The organism is Nocardia sp. NPDC055029 (assembly GCF_053608525.1).
In genome coordinates this window covers 1-21,233 of sequence record NZ_JBSGVQ010000066.1, presented here as the reverse complement: position 1 = coordinate 21,233, position 21,233 = coordinate 1, and the positions used below count along the sequence as shown (strand labels likewise).

Below are 21,233 nucleotides of genomic sequence, written 5' to 3'. Positions count from 1 at the left end.
GCCGTCCACTTCGGACGGCGGCCCTGCTCGTTGTCGCGCGGGTCTACAGGCGCGCTTTGACGGCCGCCGACAGCCGCGAACCGTCGGCCTTGCCCTCGGCGAGCGCGGTCGCCGCCTTCATGACCTGACCCATCTGCTTCATCCCCGGCCGCTCGCCGATCTCCTCGGCGACCTGCGCGATCGCGGTGTCGGCGACCTGGGCCACCTCGGCCTCGGTCAGCTGGGTCGGCAGATACTGCTCGATGATCTCTTCCTCGGCGCGCTCGTTCGCGGCCAGTTCGCCACGCCCGTTCTGCTCGTAGATCACGGCCGACTCGTTGCGCTTCTTGGCTTCCTTCTGCAAAACGGAGACGACCTCGGCATCGGAGAGTTCCTTCGCCTGCGCTCCGGAGACCTCGGCGTTCTGGATCGCGGCGAGCAGCATCCGCAGGGTCGCCAAGCGCAGAGTGTCCTTGGCTTTCAGTGCGGCGGTCATATCCGCGCGCAGTTGCGATTTCAGTTCCGACATGCGCCTCACGCTAGCTGTTCGGCCTCCGGAGTCCCATCACATTTTCATCGCGGATGAAATTCCGACCGTTTGTGCGGAAACACACGCGCCGTTCCGGGAGGGGGTCGCCTATGCTGGGCAAATGCCCGTTATCTCGACGTCCGCTGTCCGCCGAACCGCGTTGGGAGCCGCCGGGGCCGCCGTCGCCGGCATCGGATACGCCACGCTGATCGAACGGAACGCGTTCGTCCTGCGCGAAGCGACCATGCCGGTACTCGCGCCAGGCTCGCCCACCTTGCGCATTCTGCACGTCAGCGACCTGCACATGATGCCGGGCCAGCAGCTCAAACAGCAGTGGCTGCGCGAACTCGACCGGCTCGAACCCGACCTGGTCGTGAATACCGGCGACAATCTTTCCCACCCCAAGGCCGTACCCGCCGTTGTGCAATCCCTCGGTGCGCTGCTTGCCCGTCCCGGCCTGTTCGTGTTCGGTTCCAACGACTATTTCGCGCCGGTGCCGAAGAATCCGCTGAAGTATTTCAAGAAGGATCATCGCCGCGTTTACGGTGACCCGCTGCCCTGGCAGGATCTGCGCGCGGCGTTCACCGAACGCGGCTGGCTCGACCTGACCCACACGCGTCGCGACCTGGAGGTGGCGGGCATCCGCATCGCCAGCGCCGGTGTGGACGACCCGCATCTGCAGCGCGACCGCTACGACACCGTCGCCGGTGCGCCCAACCAGCTCGCGCAGCTGAGCATCGGTGTCACCCACTCGCCGGAACCGCGGGTCCTCGACCGGTTCGCCGAGGACGGCTACGACCTGGTGCTGGCCGGGCACACGCACGGTGGACAGCTGGTCGTCCCCGGTTACGGCGCGCTGGTGACCAACTGCGGCATCGACAAGTCCCGGGTCAAGGGCGCCTCCCGGTGGGGCGAGCACACCCAGCTGCACGTCTCGGCGGGCATCGGCACCTCGCCGTGGGCGCCCTACCGATTCTGCTGCCGCCCGGAAGCCACCCTGCTGACGCTGGTCGGCGCCCCGCCGAAGCGGCCATCGGCCGACGCCGGCCACGGCGTGTCGGCATCGGAGGCCGTCGCCCGCTAGGGTCTGCCCCGAACGACTCTTGTCAGTAGGGGATGACCGTGAGCAGTGGATCCGACGACAGGCGCAACGACCCCACCGTATTCGGTGGGTCGGGTGCGCCGCACCAGCCCGACGCGCAATGGCAGCGTCCCGACGCGGTGAACCCGCCGCCGGGCGCGCCCGCGCAGGGGGATCCCGCTGCGGGACAGCCGAATCCGGGTGCGCCCGACGCGACCGCGGTGTGGACGCCCGGCAGCACCGGGCTCCCGCCGACCCTGCGCTGGGACGGTTCCGGGCCCATGCCGGGCCTGCCCGATCCGACGCCGTGGACGCCGGCGGGCCCGCAGCAGTGGGACGCGGGTAATCCTCCTGGCGGACAACCCGGTTCGCCTCAGCCGTGGCAGCCCGGCCAGGCCGACGCGACCCAGCTGCGCAACCCGGCCGTACCCTGGCCCGGCCCGAATGCCTCCGCCGCGCAGCCAGGTCAAGCTGACGCGACCCAGCTGCGCAACCCCGCTGCTGCGTGGCCGGGCGCGAATTCTCCAGCTGCGCAGCCCGGTTCGCCTCAGCCGTGGCAGCCCGGCCAGGCCGATGTCACTCAGCTGTGTGCCCCGAACGCGTCTTGGCAGGGCTCGAATCCTCCTGCCGGTCAGCAGGTTCCGGGCCAGCAGTGGGGTTCGCCGCCGGGACAGGCGCAATGGGGCGCTGGTCAGGTACCCAACCAGCAGCCGTGGAATCCTGCTGCGGGACAGCAGAATCCAGCTCGGCAGTGGGGGCAGTCCGATCCGACGGTGCTGGGCGGGGCGACCTGGCAGCCAGCGCAGCAGCAGTACGGCGAGATTCCGCCGCTCGAACAGTTCGGTCAGCAGCACTACGGTCAGCAGCCCTATGGTCAGCCGATCCCGCCCGGGCCGAAATCCGGTGGTAAGGCGGCGATCTGGGTGGCGGCGGGTCTCGCAGCGGTCCTGCTGGTCGGCGGCGCCATCACCGCGGTCGCGCTGACCCGCGGCGACGACTCCCCGGCCACCACCGCGGGCGGGGGCGCCACCCCGTCGATGGTCAGCGCCCTCACCACCACCGGCGCACCGCCCTCGTCGAGCAAGCCCAAGCCCAGCTCCACCACCCCGTCACCGACGGGCGCCGCGTCCGGCCGCACGCCGCTCATCGAGGGCTACCAGGTGGTCGCCTCGCCCGACCGCGGCGCCGCCTACGACGTGCCGCCGAGCTGGAAGGTCGCCACCGAGACCACCATCGGCGGCGTCGGCGAACCGCCCGGTGACTCCGTCATCGGCAAGGGCTACGCCACCGACGGCCGCGACTACTGCCCCGGCTCCACCCGAACCATGTCGCTGCTCACCGGCTCCAAGCAGGCCGACCACGCCGCGGCGGGCGCCGAGCTCGGCACCAAGGCCGCTCCCCTGGCCTACAAGGGCTCCACCGGCACCCCCGGCCCCGCCCAGCCGCTGAAGTCGATCGACGGCAAGACCGAGGGCATGTTCACCGAGACCACCGGCACCGTCCCCAACCCCAAGCCCGGCTGCGCCCCCACCTTCTCCATTTACACCTACGCGTTCAAGGGCGTCAAGGACGGCAGCTTCGTCATGGTGATGATCGCCGACACCGGCGTCGCCGACGCCGTCGACCCCGCCACCGCCAAGCGCATCTTCAGCTCCATCCGCGCCCTGAACTAACCCCCTGACCAGCCGGTTTAACAATCCACATCACCTCGTTGTAAGCTACTTCAGGTTCGCCTCACGGGGTGTGGCGCAGCTTGGTAGCGCGCTTCGTTCGGGACGAAGAGGTCGCAGGTTCAAATCCTGTCACCCCGACGTGTTGGTTGAGACACAGAAGAGCCCCTGATCAGTTCACTGGTCAGGGGCTCCTCGTATGTCTGGGGTGCTTCGGGTCGAGGTGAGCTCCGGAGGCAGCATCAGCCGAACTCAGTCGGCGGCATCCACTGTGAATCCTGGCCGGGGGTAGTCGGCGGGAAAGAAGGGGAACAGTGGTGCGCGGGCGAGGAACGCGATAAGGAAGTCCGTCATCGTGCCCGGCCATTCGTGGTTTCCAAACCGGTTGATCACGACGAGGCGGTCACCCGCCGGATACCAGTGCAGGCGGTCGCTGTTGGCGGTCCAGCCCCAGGGGTAGAGTCCGCCGGGCTCGGGTTGGATGGGGTAGGGCATGTCGCCGGGATCGACGTCTCGAAGTTGACGCTCGAAAGAGAGCAGTTCCGTGTCGGCCGTGAACAGGTTGAGCGAGGGCGGCCCGGCTGGGTGCAAGACGGTCAAGAAGTTGTCGATGGTGATCTGGGGGTAGACGTTTGCCCAGGCCCGGTAGTCCGGGGGCGGGGTGAAGCCGAGGCGATGTTCGACAGCGCTCCAGTCGATGGTCGGCGGAGCACTCGGTGGCGGCCCCAACAGGTGCCGGAGGGCGATACTTCTTCTGCGGGCGAGACTTTGATTGTTCATGGCGGGCACAACCGAGGAAGGTTACCGCTGCCGCGCAACGATCACCCACCTGTCGGGTCGGATCAGTGGCGATCGCGGCGAGTCGGGCGGGGCACGGAGACGCCGCGCAGGAGGGGTTCTTCGTAGGTCGGGGGTGTTTCGCGGTCGAGTGGGTTGGGCCACCAGACGGTGATGGCGATGACCGAGAACAGTCCTAGGATCAGGGCCAGGATTGCGGCGGATGCGTTCATGGGTCGCCCTTCCGGGTGAGCGGAGTGGGAGCGCGACGGCGGGCTCGTAGAGAAGAGTGCGCGCGGACTGTGTCACCCGAGGTTCCCTGTGTGTTCGAAGGTGGTTGAGAAGTGCTCTCCACGGTGACGCGGCCGTCGTGAGATGGGGCGGTGTGAGGACCCGATAACCTGACGCTTACTTTCTGTCACTTGATAGAAATTCCCGGTCGATAGCGTATACACCCATGTCGACAAGGGTGGATGCACCGGATGACGGCCCTGGCAGGCCGCTGCGGGACGTCGTGTACTCGACGTTGCGCGGCGAGTTGATGAACGGTGACATCCGCTTCGGCGAGCGGCTCACCGAGCCGAAGCTGTCGAGCCGATTCGGCATCTCCCGCACGCCGGTGCGCGAGGCGCTGACCATGCTCTGCTCGGACGGACTGCTGGAACGCGAGGAGTTCGGGTTCAGCCCGGTGCGGCCGAGCGTGGCCCGCATCCGCGACCTGTACGAGCTGCGGCTGACGCTGGAGCTGGGCGGCATGACCCGGGTGCGCACCGACCCGCGGATCACCCACGACGAACAGCTGTTGCGCGCCGAACGGCAGCGCTGGCTGGCCCTGCAGGCCGATCCGCCTGCCCAGGAGCCGGGGTTCGTCGTGGTCGACGAGGAATTCCACGTCGCCCTGCTGACGGCGGCGGGCAATGCCGAGATGGTGCGCGCGCTGGTCGCGGTGAACTCCCGGATCCGGCATGTCCGCATGCACGACTTCATGATCAACAACCGCATCGAGACCACGATCAGCGAGCACCTCGGCATCCTCGACGCCGTCCTCGCCGGCGATCTCGTCCTGGCGCAGCAACTCCTGCACACCCACATCGGCGATTCGCTGGATGTGGTCCTGGAGCGCATCTCGCGAGCCGTCGCCGCCATGTCCATGAACGATTGAGGAGACGGCCATGTCAGCAGGACTACCCGGCACCGCGACAGCGCGGGTCGCGGCGGCCTACGCGCGGATCGCCCAGGTGGATCGGCCCGAGGTCTGGATCACGCTGCGCCCACAGCACGAACTCGATTCCGAGGCAGCGGAACTGGACCGACGCGTCGCCGACGGCGAAGACCTGCCGCTGGCCGGTCTGCTCCTCGCCGTGAAGGACAACGTCGACGTAGCGGGCCTGCCGACCACCGCGGCCTGCCCCGAATTCGCCTATCCGGCAACCGAAACAGCCGCGGCAGTGGAACGCCTGGTGGCGGCGGGCGCGCTGGTGCTCGGCAAGACCAACCTCGACCAGTTCGCCACCGGCCTGGTCGGCACCCGCAGCCCCTACGGCGCGGTGCGCAACGCGCTCCACCCCGAATTGATCTCCGGCGGTTCGAGTTCCGGATCGGCGGCCGCTGTGGCCCTCGGCATCGCCGACCTCGCGATCGGCACCGACACCGCGGGCTCGGGCCGGGTACCCGCGGCTCTGCACGGCATCGTCGGCATCAAGGCGAGCCTCGGCGTGATCCCCGCGCACGGCGTCGTCCCCGCGTGCGCCGACTACGACGCGGTCACCGTGTTCGCCGCCGACCTGGACCTGGCCGTCACCGCCGCGAGGATCATGGCGGGCCCCGATGCCCTCGATCCGCGCAGCCGCGCCTGGCCCGCCGACGTGCGCCTGGCCGCGTCAGCCACGCCGAAGGTGGCGATCCCGCGCCCCGAGGACCTCGCCCCACTGAGCGCTCCCTACCGCGCCGCCTTCACCGAAACTGTTGCCGCCCTGCGTGATCAGGGCATAGCCGTGCACGAGATCGATATCTCGCCACTGCTCGACGCCGCCCGCCTGCTCTACGACGGCGCGATCGTCGCCGAGCGATACGCGGCCGTCGGCGAATTCGTCGACAAGGCCGAAGCGGGACTCGACCCGACCGTCGCCGGGATCATCAGCGCGGCAAAGAACCTCGACGCCCACGCTTTCGTCGCCGACCTCGACACGCTGGCCAAGACCCGCGTCACCACACTGCAGGCCGGCTACGACGGCCTCCTGCTGCCGACCACCACCGAGCATCCCTCGATCGCCGAGGTCGCCGCCGACCCGCTGACGATCAACCGCCGCCTCGGCACCTACACCAACTTCTGCAACCTGCTCGACCTCGCCGCCGTCGCCGTCCCCGGCGTGCCAACCGCCGACGGCCTGCCGTTCGGCGTGATGGTGGTCGTCCCCGCCTTCGCCGACCAGCTCGCCGTCGACCTGGCCGCCCGCCTCACCGGCACCCGATCGCCACTACTCGTGGAAACCGGTGTGCCACTGGCCGTTTTCGGCGCGCACCTGCGCGGCCAGCCGCTGCACTGGCAGCTCGAACAGCTCGGCGCCAGGTTCGCGGGCGAGATCACCACCAGCGACGCCTACCGGCTCACCGCGCTCGACACCACGCCGCCGAAGCCGGGCCTGGTACGCCACGGCGACGGCCTCGGCGCACCGATCCGCGGCGAGCTGTTCCTGGTCTCCCCCGGCGGACTCGGCCGCTTCCTCGCCGAACTGCCGCCGCCGATGGCGCTGACCAGCATCGAGCTGTCCGACGGACGCTCGGTGGTCGGCTTCGCCTGCAGCTACGACGCCGCCGTCGCCGCCACCGACATCACCGGGTACGGGGGCTGGACGGCGTATCTGCGGGATCGCTGACGGGGATGCCCAGCTCGGTGAGCAGGTCTGTCACGCGGCGGCCGATGTCGTCGCGGATGGGCCGCACCAGCTCCAGTTCCAGACCGGCCGGGTCATCGATGATCCATTCCACATAGCGCACGCCGGGCACAAGCGGACAGGTGTCGCCGCAGCCCATCGTGACGATGACGTCCGCGGCCCGGATGATCTCGTCGGTCCACGGCTTCGGATACTCGCGCGAGATGTCGACGCCCACCTCCGCCATCGCCGCCACCGCGGCCGGATTGAGCTGCTCGCCGGGCACCGAGCCGCCCGACCAGGCGACCGCGCGGCTCAGCGCCAGGTCCTCGAAGTAGCCGAGCGCCATCTGCGACCGGCCCGCGTTGTGGGTGCACAGGAACAGCACGATCGGGCGCGGCTTGGCGACCTTGCCTTCGACCTTGGCCAGTGCCTGCAAGCGCTGCCTGCCGAAACGTTCCGCCAGCAGCGGGAGATACAAGGTAACCGTCGCCCTCGCGGCGAAGTCGTCGTAGGAGGAGTGCAGGAAACGATGGATCGTCTCCGGCTCGAACATCGTCGCGAACTCGTCGCGCAGCCGTCCCTCGGCACGATCCAGCGCGTCTTGGTGCTCGGCAATTTCGACCACCCCCCAACCCTGACGGCCGATGCCGTCGAACGCAAACGACCGGGCCGGTCACCCCTCGTCGGACCGGCCCGGTCGATGTACCCCATGACACGAATCGGAACGTCTATGGCCCAGTCCGTCGGTGTGGTTACCGTCGGCAGTGCGTCTTCAGCGTCTGGAAGAGCCACCTTCTGGTCTGCACCGCCGGGTCCGACTGATCACCCCTCGAGACCGGTCGGACCCGGTTGTTCCGGTGTCTGAAGAAAGGATGCGATGTCCGTCTCGAGAGGTTCTTAAGAACAACTTGTCGGCACAGGCCGTTTTCTTCGGCGATGATGGAAGGACCGACAAGATGGAGAACGACGATGGAAACCTTGATCGTCTGGGTGCTGGCTAGCCTGCTGTACTGGTTCAGCAATTTCTGACCGATAAGACATCGACGGCGCGGACGCCGAACGGCTTCCGCGCCAACCTATTTCCTGCGGACACGACACGAGGCAGGTATGCCTTGCGGCGTACCTGCCTCGGTGTCTACTCGGATCCGGATCAGCCTTCCAGGCCGGCCCGCACCCCTTCCTCGACCCGCTTGCCGAGTTCGGCGTCGACATTGCGCCAGTACTCGAACACCCGGCTCAGCACCGGCTCGCTGACACCGGCGAGCACGTGGCCGACGATGTTGCCGACCAGGCGTGCGCGGGCGGCGTCGTCGAGTACCTCACGCACCAGCGTGCCCGCCTGGGTGAAGTCGCCGTCCTCGGCGTGCTGGATGTAGCCTGCCCGCAGCATCGACGGTTCGAACTCCCACAGGCCGCCGTCGCCCGCCTTCGACGGGTCGGCGTGCGGACCGCCGAAGGAGTTCGGCGCGTAGACCGGCACGTCGGCGGGGTTGTACTGGTATCGCATGGCGCCCTCCTTCGAGTAGGAGTTCACCTCGGCGGCCCTGGCCTGGTTCGGCGGCAGCTGCGCGTAGTTGGTGCCGATCCGGTAGCGGTGCGCGTCGGCGTAGGCGAAGACGCGGCCGAGCAGCATCTTGTCCGGCGAGAAACCGATGCCGGGGACGATGTTGGACGGCTCGAACGCGGCCTGCTCGATGTCGACGAAGAAGTTGCCCGGATTGCGGTTCAGCGTCCACTTGCCGACCTCGATCAGCGGATAGTCCTGCTGCGACCACACTTTGGTCAGGTCGAACGGGTTGAAGCGGTAGGCCTCTGCCTCGGCGACCGGCATGATCTGGACCTTCAGCGTCCAGCTCGGGAAGTCGCCGCGCTCGATCGCGTCCCACAGGTCCTCGCGGTGGTAGTCGGGGTCGGTGCCCGCGAGGGTGTCGGCCTCGGCCTGGGTCAGGAACTCGATGCCCTGATCGGTCTTGAAGTGGTACTTCACCCAGAACCGCTCGCCCTCGGCGTTGATCCACTGGTAGGTGTGCGAGCCGAAACCGTCCATGTGGCGGTAGGTCTTGGGCAGGCCGCGGTCGCCCATCAGCCAGGTCACCTGGTGCGCCGACTCCGGGCGCAGCGTCCAGAAGTCCCACTGCATGTTGTGGTCGCGCAGTCCGCTGCCTGGCAGTCGCTTCTGGGAGCGGATGAAGTCGGGGAACTTCATCGCGTCCTTGATGAAGAAGACCGGGGTGTTGTTGCCGACGAGGTCGTAGTTGCCGTCCTCGGTGTAGAACTTCACCGCGAAACCGCGTGGATCACGCCAGGTGTCGGGGCTGCCCTGTTCACCGGCCACGGTCGAGAACCGGACCAGCGATTCGGTGCGCGCGCCCGGCTGGAACAGCGTCGCCTTGGTATAGCGGCTGACATCGCCGGTCACCACCAGCTCGCCGTAGGCGCCGGAGCCCTTGGCGTGCACGATCCGCTCCGGGACCCGCTCGCGGTTGAACTGGGCCAGCTTCTCGATCAGGTAGTGGTCGTGCAGCAGCACCGGTCCCTGGGTCCCGGCGGACAGCGATTCGTCGTCGCTCTCGACGGCACTACCGGTGTTCGTGGTGGTCGGCTTGGTCATTTCGCCTCCTGGTTTCGGCAGTCGGGGCACAACCCCCAGAAGACGACCTCGGCCTCGTCGATCGCGAAGCCGTGATCGTCCGCGGGCTGCAGACAGGGGGCGGCGCCGACGACACATTCGGTGTCGACCACCACCCCACAACTTCGGCACACCAGGTGATGGTGATTGTCCCCGGTCCGCGTCTCGAACCGGGCAGGCGAGCCCGCTGGTTCGATCCGCCGCAGGATTCCCACCCGCACGCAGGCATTGAGCACGTCGTACACCGCCTGCGTCGACACCGTGCCGAGCGTTGCCCTGGTCACGGCGGCGATCGCCTCCGCATCCGAATGCGGCTGCGCGGCAACAGCATTCAGCACCGCGATCCGCGGCGCGGTGACCCGCAAACCCGCATCACGCAACAGTCGGCAAGCGTCGATCTCCTCGGTGTGCACGGCACCCACTCTCCTCCTTTTCTGGAATTAGTCAAGAAATGGAGAGAATCAAGCAAGTTGCGCGGATCACACCGGGCACGCGGAATAGCTCGCCGGGCGACTCGGTTGAACACCACTGTCGGCGTCCGAACAGCCCCGGGCCTCACCCCTTTGTCGCTACGAGCGACCACTCGCCGAGAGGCGCTTGTGGGGCGTCGACACCCTGACGGGCCGTCCGGAGAGACGGCCCCTCGACTCGAACGCCGCCAGGTCTCCCTCATCGACCTGGCGGCGTTTGTCATGTCACGGCACAGGTCGCGCACCGACCGGCGATGCTCGAGGATGGGGGTATGGCTTCGGAAGCGCGGTTGCGGCGTGAGCTCGGGTTGCGGGACTCGGTGGTGATCGGGCTCGGGGCGATGGTGGGGGCCGGGGTGTTCGCGGCGCTGGGTCCCGCGGCGGGGGTGGCGGGGTCGTGGTTGCCGGTGGCGTTGGGGGTGGCGGCGGTGGTCGCGTATTGCAACGCGATGTCGTCGGCGCGGTTGGCGGCGTTGTATCCGGTGTCCGGTGGAACGTATGTGTACGGACGGGAGCGGCTGGGGGCGTTCTGGGGGTATCTGGCGGGGTGGGGGTTCGTGGTCGGGAAGACGGCCTCGTGTGCGGCGATGGCGCTGACGGTGGGGAGTTACGCGTGGCCGGAGCAGGCGCATGCGGTGGCGGTGGGGGCGGTGGTCGTGGTGACCGGGATCAACTATGTGGGGGTGCAGAAGTCGGCGCTGGCGACGCGGGTGATCGTGGGGCTGGTGCTCGCGGTGCTCGCCGCGGTGGTGGTGGCCGGGTTCGGCGGGAATCATTCGTCGGCAACGGTTCTCGATGCGGAGATCGGGCCCTACGGCGTGATGCAGGCAGCCGGACTGCTGTTCTTCGCGTTCGCCGGGTACGCGCGGATCGCCACGCTCGGCGAGGAGGTGCGCGATCCCGAGCGCACGATTCCGCGGGCGATCATGCTCGCGCTGGCGGGGGCGCTGGCCGTGTACGCGCTGGTCGCGGTGGCCGCGCTGCTCACGCTGGGTTCCGGTGGACTCGCGGCGGCGCGCGATCCGCTCGCGCGGGTCGTCGAGGCCGCGGGCATGGGATGGCTCGCGCCTGTGGTGCGGGCGGGTGCGGTGCTCGCCGCCGCAGGCTCGCTGATGGCGCTGATCCTCGGTGTGTCGCGGACGACGCTGGCCATGGCGCGCGACGGGCATCTGCCGCGTGCGCTCGCCGCGGTGCATCCCCGGTACGCCGTGCCGCACCGCGCGGAGCTCGCGGTGGGCGTCGTCGTCGCGGTACTGGCGGCGACGATGGACCTGCGCGCGGCGATCGGGTTCTCCTCGTTCGCGGTGCTCGGCTACTATCTGGTCGCGAATCTGTCGGCGGCCACTCTCACCGCGGCCGAACACCGGCCGCCGCGCTGGGTTCCCGCGCTCGGGGCGCTCGGGTGCGTCGTCGTCGGGTTCTCGCTGCCCATCGGCTCGGTGCTGGCCGGGCTCGGCGTGCTGGCTTTCGGCGCGGCAGTGTATGCGGTTCGGGGTTTTACGGGTAGATGAACATACCCGCGATTAGGGGATCGGGCGGCCCCGCTTTACGGGTTACGGAACTCGCCGCGGGTTACCCTCGGCCGCATGGGGCTGATCAGGGGTTTTTTCGCGGGAACGATGGTGGCCACCTTGGGTTCGGCGAGTCTGTTCGCCGGGCCCGCGACCGCTGCCCCTGACACATCGACGACCTGTGCGGTGACCTCGGCACGCGAGCTCGAACGCGCGCGCCCCGAACAGGTCGGCCTCGACTCGGCGAAAGTCGAAGCGGCACTGCGGTTCGCGGCCAGCCGCAACCGGTTGAATGTGCAGGTGTTCCGGCACAACTGCCTCGTCGGGGAAGGGCTACGCAACGACGAGACCGGCAATGTCGCGTGGAACATCTGGAGCGTCACCAAGTCGATCGTGTCGCTACTCGCCGGAATCGCCTCCGATCAGGGCAAACTCGCGATCGACGCGCCGATCGACCACTACCTGCCCGCCGGCCTCGGCGATGCGGCGCACCGCTCGATCACGGTGGAGAACCTGCTCACCGAGACCTCCGGCATGAAGACCGGGGTGCTCACCGAGGGCGTCACCGCGGTGATCCCGATCGACCCGAACAGTGCCGTGCAGGCGCTGGCCGTTGAACTGACCAACCCGCCCGGCACCAAGTTCAGCTACAGCCAGCGCAATGTCGACCTGCTGTCATATGTGATCGAGCTGGCCGTCGGCGAACCGCTGCAGCAGTTCGCGCAGCGCGAGCTGTTCGACCCACTCGGCATCGAACGCGGCGACTACTACTGGGCGCGTGACCGTTCCGGCCACACCTACGGCTACGCGCATCTGCTGCTGCCGCCCAACGACCTCGCCAAGCTCGGGCTGCTCGTCGCCAATGACGGCCGCTGGGGCGATTCCCGGCTGCTCTCGTCCGGCTACCTGCGCAAAGCCCGCACACCGTCACCCCAGAACAGCTGCTACGGCTACCTGTTCTGGGTGGGTCCCGGCTGCGCCGAGTCACCGGACTTCCTGCCCGACGACACGTTCTTCATGTCGGGCCTCGGCCTGCAGAACGTCTTCTTCATGCCGAGTCTGGACCTGACGGTGATGTGGACCGGACCGTTCGGCAACGAGACCAGATACGGGCCCGCCGGGGTGATCGCGCATACCGAGGAACTGCCGCACGAGTTCTTCCGCCGGTTGTTCACCGCGTTCACCGACACGAAAGCGCCCGTCGCGCAGCCGTATGTGGAGCCACCGGTGCAGTTCGATCCGGCCACACTCGTCGACCGCGACATCCTGCTGGCGGTATTCGGTATCGGCCCTGGCGCCTATCCCGGCTGCACCGTCTTCAACTGCCTGAACCAGCCACTGGCGGCCCCGTTCGCCACTATTCCGCCGGGGTGCGCGATCCTGGCCTGCGTCGGCGACGATCCACGTACACCGGGAATCCGTTAGCCGACACGAAAAACGGGCCGGGGTTGGTGCCCCGGCCCGTTTCGACGGTAATGCTCAGCGGTTGTCGAGGAGCACTTCCGCGATCTGAATCGTGTTGAGCGCGGCGCCCTTACGCAGGTTGTCGCCGGAGATGAACAGCGCGAGACCGCGACCGCTCGGCACGCCCGGATCCTGGCGGATACGGCCGACAAGGGATTCGTCCTGGCCGGCGGCGGCCAGCGGGGTCGGCACGTCGACCAGGCGCACGCCCGGCGCCTTGGCCAGCAGTTCCTTGGCCTGCAGCACCGAAAGCGGTTCGGCGAACTCGGCATTGATCGACAGCGAGTGGCCGGTGAAGACCGGCACACGCACGCAGGTGCCGCTGACCAGCAGGTCGGGCAGGCCGAGGATCTTGCGGCTCTCGTTGCGCAGCTTCTGGTCTTCGTCGGTCTCGCCGGAGCCGTCGTCGACGAGCGAACCCGCGAGCGGGATCACGTCGAACGCGATCGGGGCGACGTACTTGTTCGGCGCCGGGAACTCGACGGCGCTGCCGTCGTGCACCAGCTTCTCCGCGTCGGCGGCCACCGCGCGGATCTGCGAGGCGAGCTCCTCCACACCGGCCAGGCCGGAGCCGGAAACCGCCTGGTAGCTCGACACGATCAGGCGCTGCAGGCCAGCCACGTCGTGCAGCGGCTTGAGCACCGGCATCGCGGCCATGGTGGTGCAGTTCGGGTTCGCGATGATGCCCTTGGGCAGGTTGCGGGTGGCCTCGGGGTTGACCTCCGAGACGACCAGCGGCACCTCGGGATCCTTGCGCCACGCCGAGGAATTGTCGATCACGGTGACACCGGCGGCCGCGAAACGCGGGGCCTGCACGCGCGACATGGTGGCGCCCGCCGAGAACAGCGCGATGTCGAGACCCGACGGATCGGCGGTCTCGGTGTCCTCGACGACGATCTCGCCGCCGCGCCACGGCAGCGTCTTACCGGCCGAGCGCGCGGACGCGAAGAACCGCACCTCGTCGGCCGGGAAATTGCGCTCCTCGAGCAGCTTGCGCATGACGGCGCCGACCTGACCGGTCGCGCCGACGACTCCTACCCGTACACCCATCGCTTAACGCCCCGTTCCGCCGTGGACGACGGCGGCCTCTTCGCCGCCGAGATCGAAGGCCTTGTGCAGGACCTGCACTGCCTCGTCGAGTTCGGTGTCGCGCACCAGAACCGAGATCCGGATCTCCGAGGTGGAGATCAGGTCGATGTTCACGCCCGCGTTGGCCAGCGCCTCACAGAAAGTGGCCGTGACGCCAGGATGCGACTTCATGCCCGCACCGACCAGCGAGACCTTGCCGATGTGGTCGTCGTAGAGGACCTGCGCGAAGCCGATCTCGTCCTGGCGCTTGGTCAGCATCTCGACCGCGCGGGCGCCGTCGGTCTTGGGCAGGGTGAAGGTGATGTCGGTCTTGCCCGTGTCGACCTTGGAGATGTTCTGCAGCACCATGTCGATGTTGATCTCGGCGTCGGCGACCGCACGGAACACCTTGGCCGCGTAGCCCGGCTCGTCCGGCAGGGCGACGACGGTCACCTTGGCCTCGCTGCGGTCGTGCGCGACGCCGGTCAGGATTGCCTGCTCCACGGGAATGTCCTCCATCGATCCGAAAACAGTGGTGCCGATCTTGTCGGTGTAGGACGACCGAACATGAACGGGAACGTTGTAGCGGCGCGCGTACTCCACGCAGCGCAGCATCAGCACCTTCGAGCCGCAGGCCGCCATCTCCAGCATCTCCTCGTAGGAGATGTTGTCGAGCTTCTGCGCGTCACCGACGATGCGCGGGTCGGCGCTGAAGATGCCGTCGACGTCGGTGTAGATCTCGCAGACATCGGCTTTCAGCGCGGCGGCCAGCGCGACGGCGGTGGTGTCGGAACCGCCGCGGCCCAGCGTGGTGACGTCCTTGCTGTCCTGGCTGACGCCCTGGAAGCCGGCCACGAGCACGATCTGCCCCTCGGCCAGCGCCTCCTGCAGGCGGCCAGGGGTGACGTCGATGATCTTGGCGTTGCCGTGCGCGCCGGTGGTGATCACGCCGGCCTGCGAACCGGTGAACGAGCGTGCCTCGGCGCCGAGCGAGTGAATCGCCATGGCCACCAGCGCGTTCGAGATGCGCTCACCGGAGGTGAGCAGCATGTCCATCTCGCGAGCAGGCGGCGCCGGGGCCACCTGCTCCGCGAGATCGAGCAGCTCGTCGGTCGTGTCGCCCATGGCCGAGCAGACCACGACGACGTCGTTGCCCTGCTTCTTGGTCTCCACGATCCGTTCAGCGACGCGCCGGATCCGCTCGGCGGTGGCCACCGAGGATCCTCCGTACTTCTGAACAACGAGAGCCACGGCTAGGTCCTTCACGGTCGACAATCAGGCTTGGTATCAGCGACCTAGACTACCGGCCCAGGTCTACCGGTTCAGCCGCTACCTCCCCAGCCTGTGGAAAACGACACAGGCTTGTCACCTGTGGATAGCCGCGGAAATCAGGACCGGGACAACCAGGTGACCTGCGTGCCGTTGTCGAATTCCTTGCGCTGCACCGGCGTGAAGGATGTCGGTTTGAAGACGCCGGTGAACGCCTGTACGCCGTCGCCCGCGATGACCGGGTAGCTCTTGATGACGATCTCGTCGATCTCGTCGATGAGCTGACCGGCCAGCTTCCCGCCGCCGCACAGCCAGATGTCGCCGCCTTCCTGTTCCTTGAGTTCGCGGACCAGCGCCGCGGGATCGCCGGAGACGATCTCGACACCGGGGTGATCGGCCTGCGCGAGCGAGGACGAGACGACGTACTGCTTCAGGTGCGAGAACGGGCTCTCGACGTGCTCGCCCGGCAGGATGTAGGTGCCGCGACCCATCAGCACCGTGTCCCAGTTCTTGGCAGGCAGCTCGGGGTCCATGCCGAAGTGCGCCCGGAGATGGGTCGGAATGGCATCGGGGAACTCGGCCATCATCCATTCCACGTAGTTCTGCGGCGTCGGATAGAAGTCGACCTCGCCGCCGGGACCTGCGATGTAGCCGTCGAGCGAGACACCGATGTAGTAGACAAGCTTTCGCATGGGTACCGCCTAAGTTGTTGTACTCTGAATGAAGTGGTTTGAACGTAGTACTACAGACGGAGTGGTGTCAAGTGCGAACTAATCCCGAGCGACGACAAGCTCTGCTCGACGCGGCGATCGAGGTGCTGGCAGGCGAGGGCGCCCGCGGCCTCACCTTCCGCGCGGTGGACAAACAGGCCGGGGTGCCCGTCGGCACCGCGTCCAACTACTTCACCAGTCGCGACGAGCTGCTCACCCAGGCAGGCACGCGCTTCTACGAGGTGGTCCAGCCGACCGAGGAGACGATGGCGCTGGTCAGCGAGGGACCGAAGACGGTCGAGAACATCACGGGGCTGATGAAGGAGGTCGTCAGCCGGCTCGAATCGCACCGCACCGCCTACCTCGCGCTGCTCGAATTGCGCCTGGAAGCCACCCGGCGCCCCGAGCTGCGCGAGGTGCTCACCGAGCGGGTCCGCGCCGATATCGACTTCAACGTCCGCAACCATCTGGCGTCCGGCCAGCCGGGCGACGAGGCGTCGGTACTCCTGCTGTATCTGGCCATCAACTGGCTGATCGTCGAACACCTCACGCTGCCCGGAATTTTCACCGAGCAACAGAGCATGGAACTGATCGAAACCGCCGTCGAGCGGGCAATACGCGGCTGACCCGGTCATTTGTCCAGACCATAGACGTGTTGACGATCACTGGTACAACTGTGCACAATCGGGCGCGAAGACAGCGGGGGTTCGGAGGATAGACAAAGATGCGCTCGAAGATCGACATCCGATTCACCGTCGATGCCCCCATCGATCAGGTCATGGATGCCCTACTCGCCGTCGATCGACTGGCGGAGTGGTCCCCGTCCTTCAGCGACGTGCGCATCGGCCCTCTCGATCCCAACGGCAGGCCGCGCCGGGTGTTCGTGACCGCGTACTTCATGGGCGACTCGGACTCGCAGGTCCTCGAATACACCTGGGAACCCCACCGGGTGTCCTGGGAGGTCGTCGACAGCAGCCGCGGCTCGAAAGGCGGCGGCTCGTACGAGCTGTTCGAGGGCCCGGAGGGCACCGAGGTCGACCTCCACGTCGAGTTCCGGTACCCGCTGCCCATCCCCGGCCTGCTGTTCAACCGGAATCTCCGCAAGGAGCACCAGCAGGGTGTGGACAACTTCATCGACTTCGCCGAGCAGTTTCCCCCTGTCGGGGGTTACGCCATCGGCTAGTTGCGCCGACGGCGAAAGCGATCGCTCGTTCCGCGCGGACGACGAGTCCGGGTGCGACGATGAGCGGCATGATCGGTACTCGACGGGTTCGGTTCCAGCAGGTGGCCGAAGGCGCCTCGGTAACCCAGCTCGAATTGTTCTTCGACCTCGTGATCGTCTTCGCCTTCACGATGGTCACCGCGCTGGCCGCCGACAATCCCACCCCGACCAACGTGATCCGCGCCGCGCTGGTCCTCGCGCTGATGTGGTGGCTGTGGATCGCCTACTCCTGGCTCGGCAATGTCGTGCGGGCCGACGAGGGCATGGCCAGGCTGGCGATGTTCGTCGCGATGGGCGGGGCGTTCATCGCGGCACTGACCATTCCCGAGGCGTTCGAGGACCTGAGCGGCGGGTGGTTCGGCCCGCTGGTCTTCGCCATCGCCTATCTCGTTGTTCGGCTGGTGCACGTCTCGATCTTCTGGGTGATCAGCGCCGAGGACTCCCAGCTGCGCGGGCAGGTGCTGCGCTGGGCGCTCGGCTCGATCACCCTCGGCACGGCGCTGCTCGTCGTCGCGGCCACGACCGAGGGCTTCACCCAGATCATGCTGTGGCTCGCCGCGATCGTCGGCGACATGGTCTGGACCTGGTTCGCAGGCACCGACTGGCGGATCAACTCGGCCTCGCATTTCGCCGAGCGCTACGGCCTGATCGTCATCATCGCCCTCGGTGAGTCCATCGTCTCGATCGGCATCGGGGTAGCCGGGCTGCCGATCTCGTGGCCGATCGCGCTTGGCTCGATGCTCGGGCTCGCGGTGTCGGGGCTGCTGTGGTGGCTGTACTTCGACGTCGCGGCGATCTCGATCGAGCACGCCTTCGCCCACGCCAGGGGCGCGCACCAGATCAAGATCGCGCAGCGCAGCTACACCTACGGGCATTTCCCGATGATCGCCGGCGTCATCGCGCTCTCGCTCGGGTTGAAGAAGGTGCTGTACTACGTGGGCGACGCCTCGCATCACAAGCTGACCGACGCGCTGCACGGCATTCCGCTCGCCGCGCTCTTCGTCGGGCCCGCGCTGTTCCTGCTCGGCGTTGTCGCGGCGAAGTACTACGCGACCAAGTCGGTGTCGATCGCCCGGGTCGTCACCGCGGTGGTGCTGGTCGCGCTGATCCCGGTGGCGACGAATCTGCCCGCGCTGGCCTCACTCGCGGTGCTCTGCGCGGTGCTGGCCTTGCTCGTGATCTTCGAGACCATCCGCTACGCGCAGCCGCGCGACGAGATCAGACACGCTTGATCTGCGTGAGGTGGTGGCGCACGCCGTGCTCGGCGGGCGTCGCCCCTCGATGCGACGGGGGCACCCGCACGCCAGCGCGGACCGCGTCGTTGATCTGGTCCAGGTTCTCCCGCAGCATGTCAGCGACCAGTTCGTCGGTGCGCGGGTCGTCGAGCAGCTGGCGCAGCATCCGGTACACGGTGTCGGCGACCAGCCGGATGATGTCGTCGTGGAACGGGACGTAGCGCAGCTTGCCCGTCTGCGGATCGTTCTTGATCAGGTCGACGATCATCTGGTCGACCTCGGCGTGGTTCTCCTCCAGCGCCGCGGCGATGTTCTTGGTGTAGTGGCCCGCGCGCAGAACCTTGGAGACCTCGTCGAGGATCGCGATGGTCATCGGGCGTTTGATGACGTCGACGATGGTGCCGACGAACCGGTTCACGATCGTCGCGGTGACCCGCTCACCGAGTGCCCGGTCGGCGACCCGGCCGAGCCGGATCAGGATCACCACGATCCGCAGCAACCGGAAGCTGCGGAAGATCGGGCTGGACACCGGGATCATGCCGAGCACTTCGTACCAGTAGACGAACGGGTACGACCACGGCCAGCCCGCGCGCCGCCAGCGCCACAGGAACTCGATCAGGAAGATCGCGCAGATCGTCCAGTCGGTGATCACGATCGCGCGATAGGTCGCGTCCGAGACTGTGAAGAAGGTGATCCACACGACCAGGACCACCGAGATGATCGCCAGGACCAGCATGAACAGATCGGTGCGCAGGGACGGGGTCTTGGAGCGCACGTCCGGCAATGCCTCGACCCGCTCGATGCCCGGTGAGGCCACCTGTGTGCTCCCTTCGAACGCCATCGTCCCTGCCGAGGGTAACGGCCGGACCGGCGCGCGCCGGTCAGATCGCGCGCCGCGGTATCGGCGAGTGTTCAGCGACCGGCGGCGACGATCGCGGCGATATTGCGTTCGGCCAGCGCGGTGATGGTCAGCGACGGGTTGACCGTCGCGGTGCTGCCCGGGATCGCCGCGCCGTCCATCACGTAGAGGCCGGGGTGCCCGTGCACGCGGCCGAAGGCATCGGTGGCCTTGCCGAGCACGGCGCCGCCGAGCGGGTGCGCGGTGAACTGGGCATTCGCGTCGTAGCCGAGCGCACCGTATTCGGCGATGGCCCCCGCGCGTTCGGCGATCCGGCGATCGACCGCGCGGGCCGCGCCGACGACGGCGTCCTGGGCGCCCGCCGACCAGCTCAACCCGACCCTGCCCGACGCGGCGTTGTAGCCGAAGCGGGTCCTGGTCGAATCGAGCACCATGCCCAGCGAGGCCAGCGCGCCGGTCTCGAACGGGATGCCGGGGATGTACCAGTTCTCCAGGGTCAGCGGAACGGTCGACCCGTCGAAGATCCGGCTGGCGCTCGGCACGCCCTGGCCTTGGCCTGCCACACTGCTCGCGCCGCGGGCGAGCGCCACGTCGCCATTGGTGCCCCAGCCGTCGCCGATGTGCTCGTTGAGGTTGGGCAGCGCACCGGTCGCCTGGGCGCGGACCAGCAGCTCGGATGTTCCGATGGAACCGGCACCGAGGAACAACTGGTCGCAGGTCAGAACGCGGGTCCCGAGGAACTGACCGGACGGTGCCAGTTTCGTCACGGTGACCACGAACTTGCCGCTCGCCTCCTGGGCGATGCTGTCGACCCGGTGGCCTGGATACACCTGGGACTTGCCGGTCTGGGCGGCGTAGCGCAGGTAGTTCTGGTTCAGGTCGAACTTGGCGCCGTTGGAATTGCCCAGGTTGGAGCGGGCGGCGGTGGCCGAGGCGCGGGAAGTGCCCGCGAGCTCGCTGCGCAGCACGTCCCAGGTGAAGATCGAGTCGTTGGGCAACGGCTGGTAACCGGCCGCGCGCACCTGGTCGTCCCAGGCGCGCGAATGCGCGAACGGCGAGGCGTGGTAGATGTCGGCCGGCATCGGGTCGAGGCGCAGCATCTCGCGCACTCGCGGGTAGTAGACGCGCTCGAGCTCGCCGTAGTCGACGACGCCGCCGAAGACGTGGTCGAACAGCTTGCGCTCGGGCGCGATCATCGCGCCGCTGAAGATCACCGAGCCGCCGCCGACCGCGGCCGCGCGCCACACATCGATCCCCTGGAACTCGGTGACGTCGAGAACGCCGCCGAACGTGCCGAAACTCATCGGCACCTTGTTGACGCCGGTGAAGGTCGTGCGATGCCAGAAGCCGCGGCCGTCGGGCAGATCGTCGCCGGTGAAGATCTCGCGCCACGGGTCGTTGGGCCAGCGTGAGCCGCGCTCGAGCACGGTGTTGGCGACCCCGGCCTCGGCCAGCCGCAGCGCGGTGACGGCAGCCCCGAAACCGGAGCCGATGACGATGGCCTGCGTATGCGCCGGTGCGTCCGGGATCGGTGCGAAGATTTCCGGCACCCAGGACTGGAACATCGCTTCCCGCGGATCAGCCGCCGCCACCGGGTTCGTCAGCGTTGCCCCCACGGCACCGGCAAACGTCGCCAGTCCCGCCGCCTTGAAAAAGGCACGTCTGTGCACCAGGCCACCTCCCTCATCACGCATGGCCGAGCGCAGGATACCGCGTTAAACCGACAAATCGCCCCGTCAGTGCGCCATTTTGTCGAAACTCACGAATACGGCCCAGCCCCGCACGACCCGACCCCGAGGAGGGTCCGCCGCGCAGCGGCGGTCGCGGCCGTCCCGCCGATCAGGTGCCGGTGCGTAGGCGACGAAGGAGCAAGCACCGGTGCCC

General features: G+C 67.9%; 20 protein-coding genes and 1 tRNA gene. 10 read left to right on the top strand and 11 right to left on the bottom strand.

What is annotated here, in order from left to right:
* Positions 1–43 precede the first annotated feature (43 nt).
* A complete protein-coding gene (locus tag ACWF9G_RS33465) occupies positions 44–508 on the bottom strand; it encodes a GatB/YqeY domain-containing protein (RefSeq protein ID WP_379307919.1) in 465 nt (154 codons plus the stop codon).
* Between the two features lie 121 nt (positions 509–629).
* On the opposite strand from ACWF9G_RS33465, the gene ACWF9G_RS33460 reads away from it, so the two are divergent.
* The 3 genes from ACWF9G_RS33460 to ACWF9G_RS33450 all read left to right on the top strand — a co-directional run bounded on the left by ACWF9G_RS33460 (position 630) and on the right by ACWF9G_RS33450 (position 3,400).
* Entirely contained in the window at positions 630–1,592 is a 963-nt protein-coding gene (locus ACWF9G_RS33460; RefSeq protein ID WP_379307920.1) for a metallophosphoesterase, read from the top strand.
* Between the two features lie 38 nt (positions 1,593–1,630).
* Positions 1,631–3,262, top strand: coding sequence for a hypothetical protein (locus tag ACWF9G_RS33455; protein WP_452520187.1), 1,632 nt, complete (start codon positions 1,631–1,633; stop codon positions 3,260–3,262).
* A 64-nt stretch (positions 3,263–3,326) separates the two neighbouring features.
* A tRNA-Pro gene (locus tag ACWF9G_RS33450) sits at positions 3,327–3,400 on the top strand.
* A gap of 111 nt (positions 3,401–3,511) precedes the next feature.
* Here ACWF9G_RS33450 and ACWF9G_RS33445 read toward each other — a convergent pair.
* A complete protein-coding gene (locus tag ACWF9G_RS33445) occupies positions 3,512–4,039 on the bottom strand; it encodes a hypothetical protein (protein WP_452520186.1) in 528 nt (175 codons plus the stop codon).
* A gap of 62 nt (positions 4,040–4,101) precedes the next feature.
* Positions 4,102–4,269, bottom strand: a complete 168-nt coding sequence (locus tag ACWF9G_RS33440; protein ID WP_452520185.1) for a hypothetical protein — start codon at positions 4,267–4,269, stop codon at positions 4,102–4,104.
* A 224-nt stretch (positions 4,270–4,493) separates the two neighbouring features.
* Between ACWF9G_RS33440 and ACWF9G_RS33435 the strand changes: the two genes are divergently transcribed.
* Together ACWF9G_RS33435 and atzF are read left to right on the top strand one after the other, a co-directional pair.
* Complete coding sequence (locus tag ACWF9G_RS33435) at positions 4,494–5,198, top strand: GntR family transcriptional regulator (protein ID WP_379307924.1); 705 nt, start codon at positions 4,494–4,496, stop codon at positions 5,196–5,198.
* A gap of 10 nt (positions 5,199–5,208) precedes the next feature.
* Positions 5,209–6,912 (top strand): allophanate hydrolase, encoded by a 1,704-nt coding sequence (atzF, locus tag ACWF9G_RS33430; protein ID WP_452520182.1) that lies wholly within the window; start codon positions 5,209–5,211, stop codon positions 6,910–6,912.
* Here the strand turns inward: atzF and ACWF9G_RS33425 are convergent.
* The 3 genes from ACWF9G_RS33425 to ACWF9G_RS33415 all read right to left on the bottom strand — a co-directional run bounded on the left by ACWF9G_RS33425 (position 6,869) and on the right by ACWF9G_RS33415 (position 9,954).
* Complete coding sequence (locus tag ACWF9G_RS33425) at positions 6,869–7,537, bottom strand: arsenate reductase ArsC (protein WP_452520181.1); 669 nt, start codon at positions 7,535–7,537, stop codon at positions 6,869–6,871. The genes atzF and ACWF9G_RS33425 overlap by 44 nt on opposite strands.
* A gap of 525 nt (positions 7,538–8,062) precedes the next feature.
* Positions 8,063–9,523, bottom strand: coding sequence for a catalase (locus ACWF9G_RS33420; protein WP_452520180.1), 1,461 nt, complete (start codon positions 9,521–9,523; stop codon positions 8,063–8,065).
* Entirely contained in the window at positions 9,520–9,954 is a 435-nt protein-coding gene (locus tag ACWF9G_RS33415; RefSeq protein ID WP_452520189.1) for a Fur family transcriptional regulator, read from the bottom strand. The genes ACWF9G_RS33420 and ACWF9G_RS33415 overlap by 4 nt, the downstream gene beginning before the upstream one ends.
* A 329-nt stretch (positions 9,955–10,283) precedes the next feature.
* On the opposite strand from ACWF9G_RS33415, the gene ACWF9G_RS33410 reads away from it, so the two are divergent.
* Positions 10,284–11,522 carry an APC family permease gene (locus ACWF9G_RS33410; RefSeq protein ID WP_452520179.1) on the top strand — a complete coding sequence of 413 codons (1,239 nt, stop codon included), beginning with the start codon at positions 10,284–10,286 and terminating at the stop codon, positions 11,520–11,522.
* A gap of 186 nt (positions 11,523–11,708) precedes the next feature.
* A complete protein-coding gene (locus ACWF9G_RS33405) occupies positions 11,709–12,947 on the top strand; it encodes a serine hydrolase domain-containing protein (protein WP_452520177.1) in 1,239 nt (412 codons plus the stop codon).
* Positions 12,948–13,001: 54 nt separating this feature from the next.
* Here the strand turns inward: ACWF9G_RS33405 and ACWF9G_RS33400 are convergent, their stop codons facing one another.
* The 3 genes from ACWF9G_RS33400 to ACWF9G_RS33390 all read right to left on the bottom strand — a co-directional run bounded on the left by ACWF9G_RS33400 (position 13,002) and on the right by ACWF9G_RS33390 (position 16,015).
* Positions 13,002–14,036: an aspartate-semialdehyde dehydrogenase gene (locus ACWF9G_RS33400; RefSeq protein ID WP_452520175.1), complete on the bottom strand. Its 1,035-nt coding sequence runs from the start codon at positions 14,034–14,036 to the stop codon at positions 13,002–13,004.
* A 3-nt stretch (positions 14,037–14,039) separates the two neighbouring features.
* On the bottom strand, positions 14,040–15,305 hold the full coding sequence (locus tag ACWF9G_RS33395; RefSeq protein ID WP_379307931.1) for an aspartate kinase: 1,266 nt from the start codon (positions 15,303–15,305) through the stop codon (positions 14,040–14,042).
* A 137-nt stretch (positions 15,306–15,442) separates the two neighbouring features.
* Entirely contained in the window at positions 15,443–16,015 is a 573-nt protein-coding gene (locus ACWF9G_RS33390) for a dihydrofolate reductase family protein (RefSeq protein ID WP_452520173.1), read from the bottom strand.
* A 71-nt stretch (positions 16,016–16,086) separates the two neighbouring features.
* Between ACWF9G_RS33390 and ACWF9G_RS33385 the strand changes: the two genes are divergently transcribed.
* From ACWF9G_RS33385 to ACWF9G_RS33375, 3 genes are all read left to right on the top strand, one after another.
* Entirely contained in the window at positions 16,087–16,659 is a 573-nt protein-coding gene (locus ACWF9G_RS33385) for a TetR/AcrR family transcriptional regulator (RefSeq protein WP_452520171.1), read from the top strand.
* 98 nt (positions 16,660–16,757) lie between these two features.
* On the top strand, positions 16,758–17,216 hold the full coding sequence (locus ACWF9G_RS33380; RefSeq protein ID WP_379307934.1) for an SRPBCC family protein: 459 nt from the start codon (positions 16,758–16,760) through the stop codon (positions 17,214–17,216).
* A 68-nt stretch (positions 17,217–17,284) separates the two neighbouring features.
* On the top strand, positions 17,285–18,487 hold the full coding sequence (locus ACWF9G_RS33375) for a low temperature requirement protein A (RefSeq protein ID WP_379307935.1): 1,203 nt from the start codon (positions 17,285–17,287) through the stop codon (positions 18,485–18,487).
* On the opposite strand, the gene ACWF9G_RS33370 is transcribed toward ACWF9G_RS33375, so the two are convergent.
* Both ACWF9G_RS33370 and ACWF9G_RS33365 read right to left on the bottom strand, forming a co-directional pair.
* Positions 18,474–19,307 carry an ion transporter gene (locus tag ACWF9G_RS33370; protein WP_452520169.1) on the bottom strand — a complete coding sequence of 278 codons (834 nt, stop codon included), beginning with the start codon at positions 19,305–19,307 and terminating at the stop codon, positions 18,474–18,476. The two genes, ACWF9G_RS33375 and ACWF9G_RS33370, sit on opposite strands and share 14 nt — an antisense overlap.
* 95 nt (positions 19,308–19,402) lie before the next feature.
* Entirely contained in the window at positions 19,403–21,043 is a 1,641-nt protein-coding gene (locus tag ACWF9G_RS33365; RefSeq protein ID WP_452520167.1) for a GMC oxidoreductase, read from the bottom strand.
* Between the last annotated feature and the right edge of the window lie 190 nt (positions 21,044–21,233).

Bases quoted from the DNA above. Each gene is read 5' to 3' on its own strand.
- ACWF9G_RS33465 (WP_379307919.1), bottom strand. From the start codon at position 508: ATGTCGGAACTGAAATCGCAACTGCGCGCGGATATGACCGCCGCACTG.
- ACWF9G_RS33460 (WP_379307920.1), top strand. From the start codon at position 630: ATGCCCGTTATCTCGACGTCCGCTGTCCGCCGAACCGCGTTGGGAGCC.
- ACWF9G_RS33445 (WP_452520186.1), bottom strand. From the start codon at position 4,039: ATGAACAATCAAAGTCTCGCCCGCAGAAGAAGTATCGCCCTCCGGCAC.
- ACWF9G_RS33440 (WP_452520185.1), bottom strand. From the start codon at position 4,269: ATGAACGCATCCGCCGCAATCCTGGCCCTGATCCTAGGACTGTTCTCG.
- ACWF9G_RS33435 (WP_379307924.1), top strand. From the start codon at position 4,494: ATGTCGACAAGGGTGGATGCACCGGATGACGGCCCTGGCAGGCCGCTG.
- atzF (WP_452520182.1), top strand. From the start codon at position 5,209: ATGTCAGCAGGACTACCCGGCACCGCGACAGCGCGGGTCGCGGCGGCC.
- ACWF9G_RS33420 (WP_452520180.1), bottom strand. From the start codon at position 9,523: ATGACCAAGCCGACCACCACGAACACCGGTAGTGCCGTCGAGAGCGAC.
- ACWF9G_RS33410 (WP_452520179.1), top strand. From the start codon at position 10,284: ATGGCTTCGGAAGCGCGGTTGCGGCGTGAGCTCGGGTTGCGGGACTCG.
- ACWF9G_RS33400 (WP_452520175.1), bottom strand. From the start codon at position 14,036: ATGGGTGTACGGGTAGGAGTCGTCGGCGCGACCGGTCAGGTCGGCGCC.
- ACWF9G_RS33390 (WP_452520173.1), bottom strand. From the start codon at position 16,015: ATGCGAAAGCTTGTCTACTACATCGGTGTCTCGCTCGACGGCTACATC.
- ACWF9G_RS33380 (WP_379307934.1), top strand. From the start codon at position 16,758: ATGCGCTCGAAGATCGACATCCGATTCACCGTCGATGCCCCCATCGAT.
- ACWF9G_RS33375 (WP_379307935.1), top strand. From the start codon at position 17,285: ATGATCGGTACTCGACGGGTTCGGTTCCAGCAGGTGGCCGAAGGCGCC.
- ACWF9G_RS33365 (WP_452520167.1), bottom strand. From the start codon at position 21,043: ATGCGTGATGAGGGAGGTGGCCTGGTGCACAGACGTGCCTTTTTCAAG.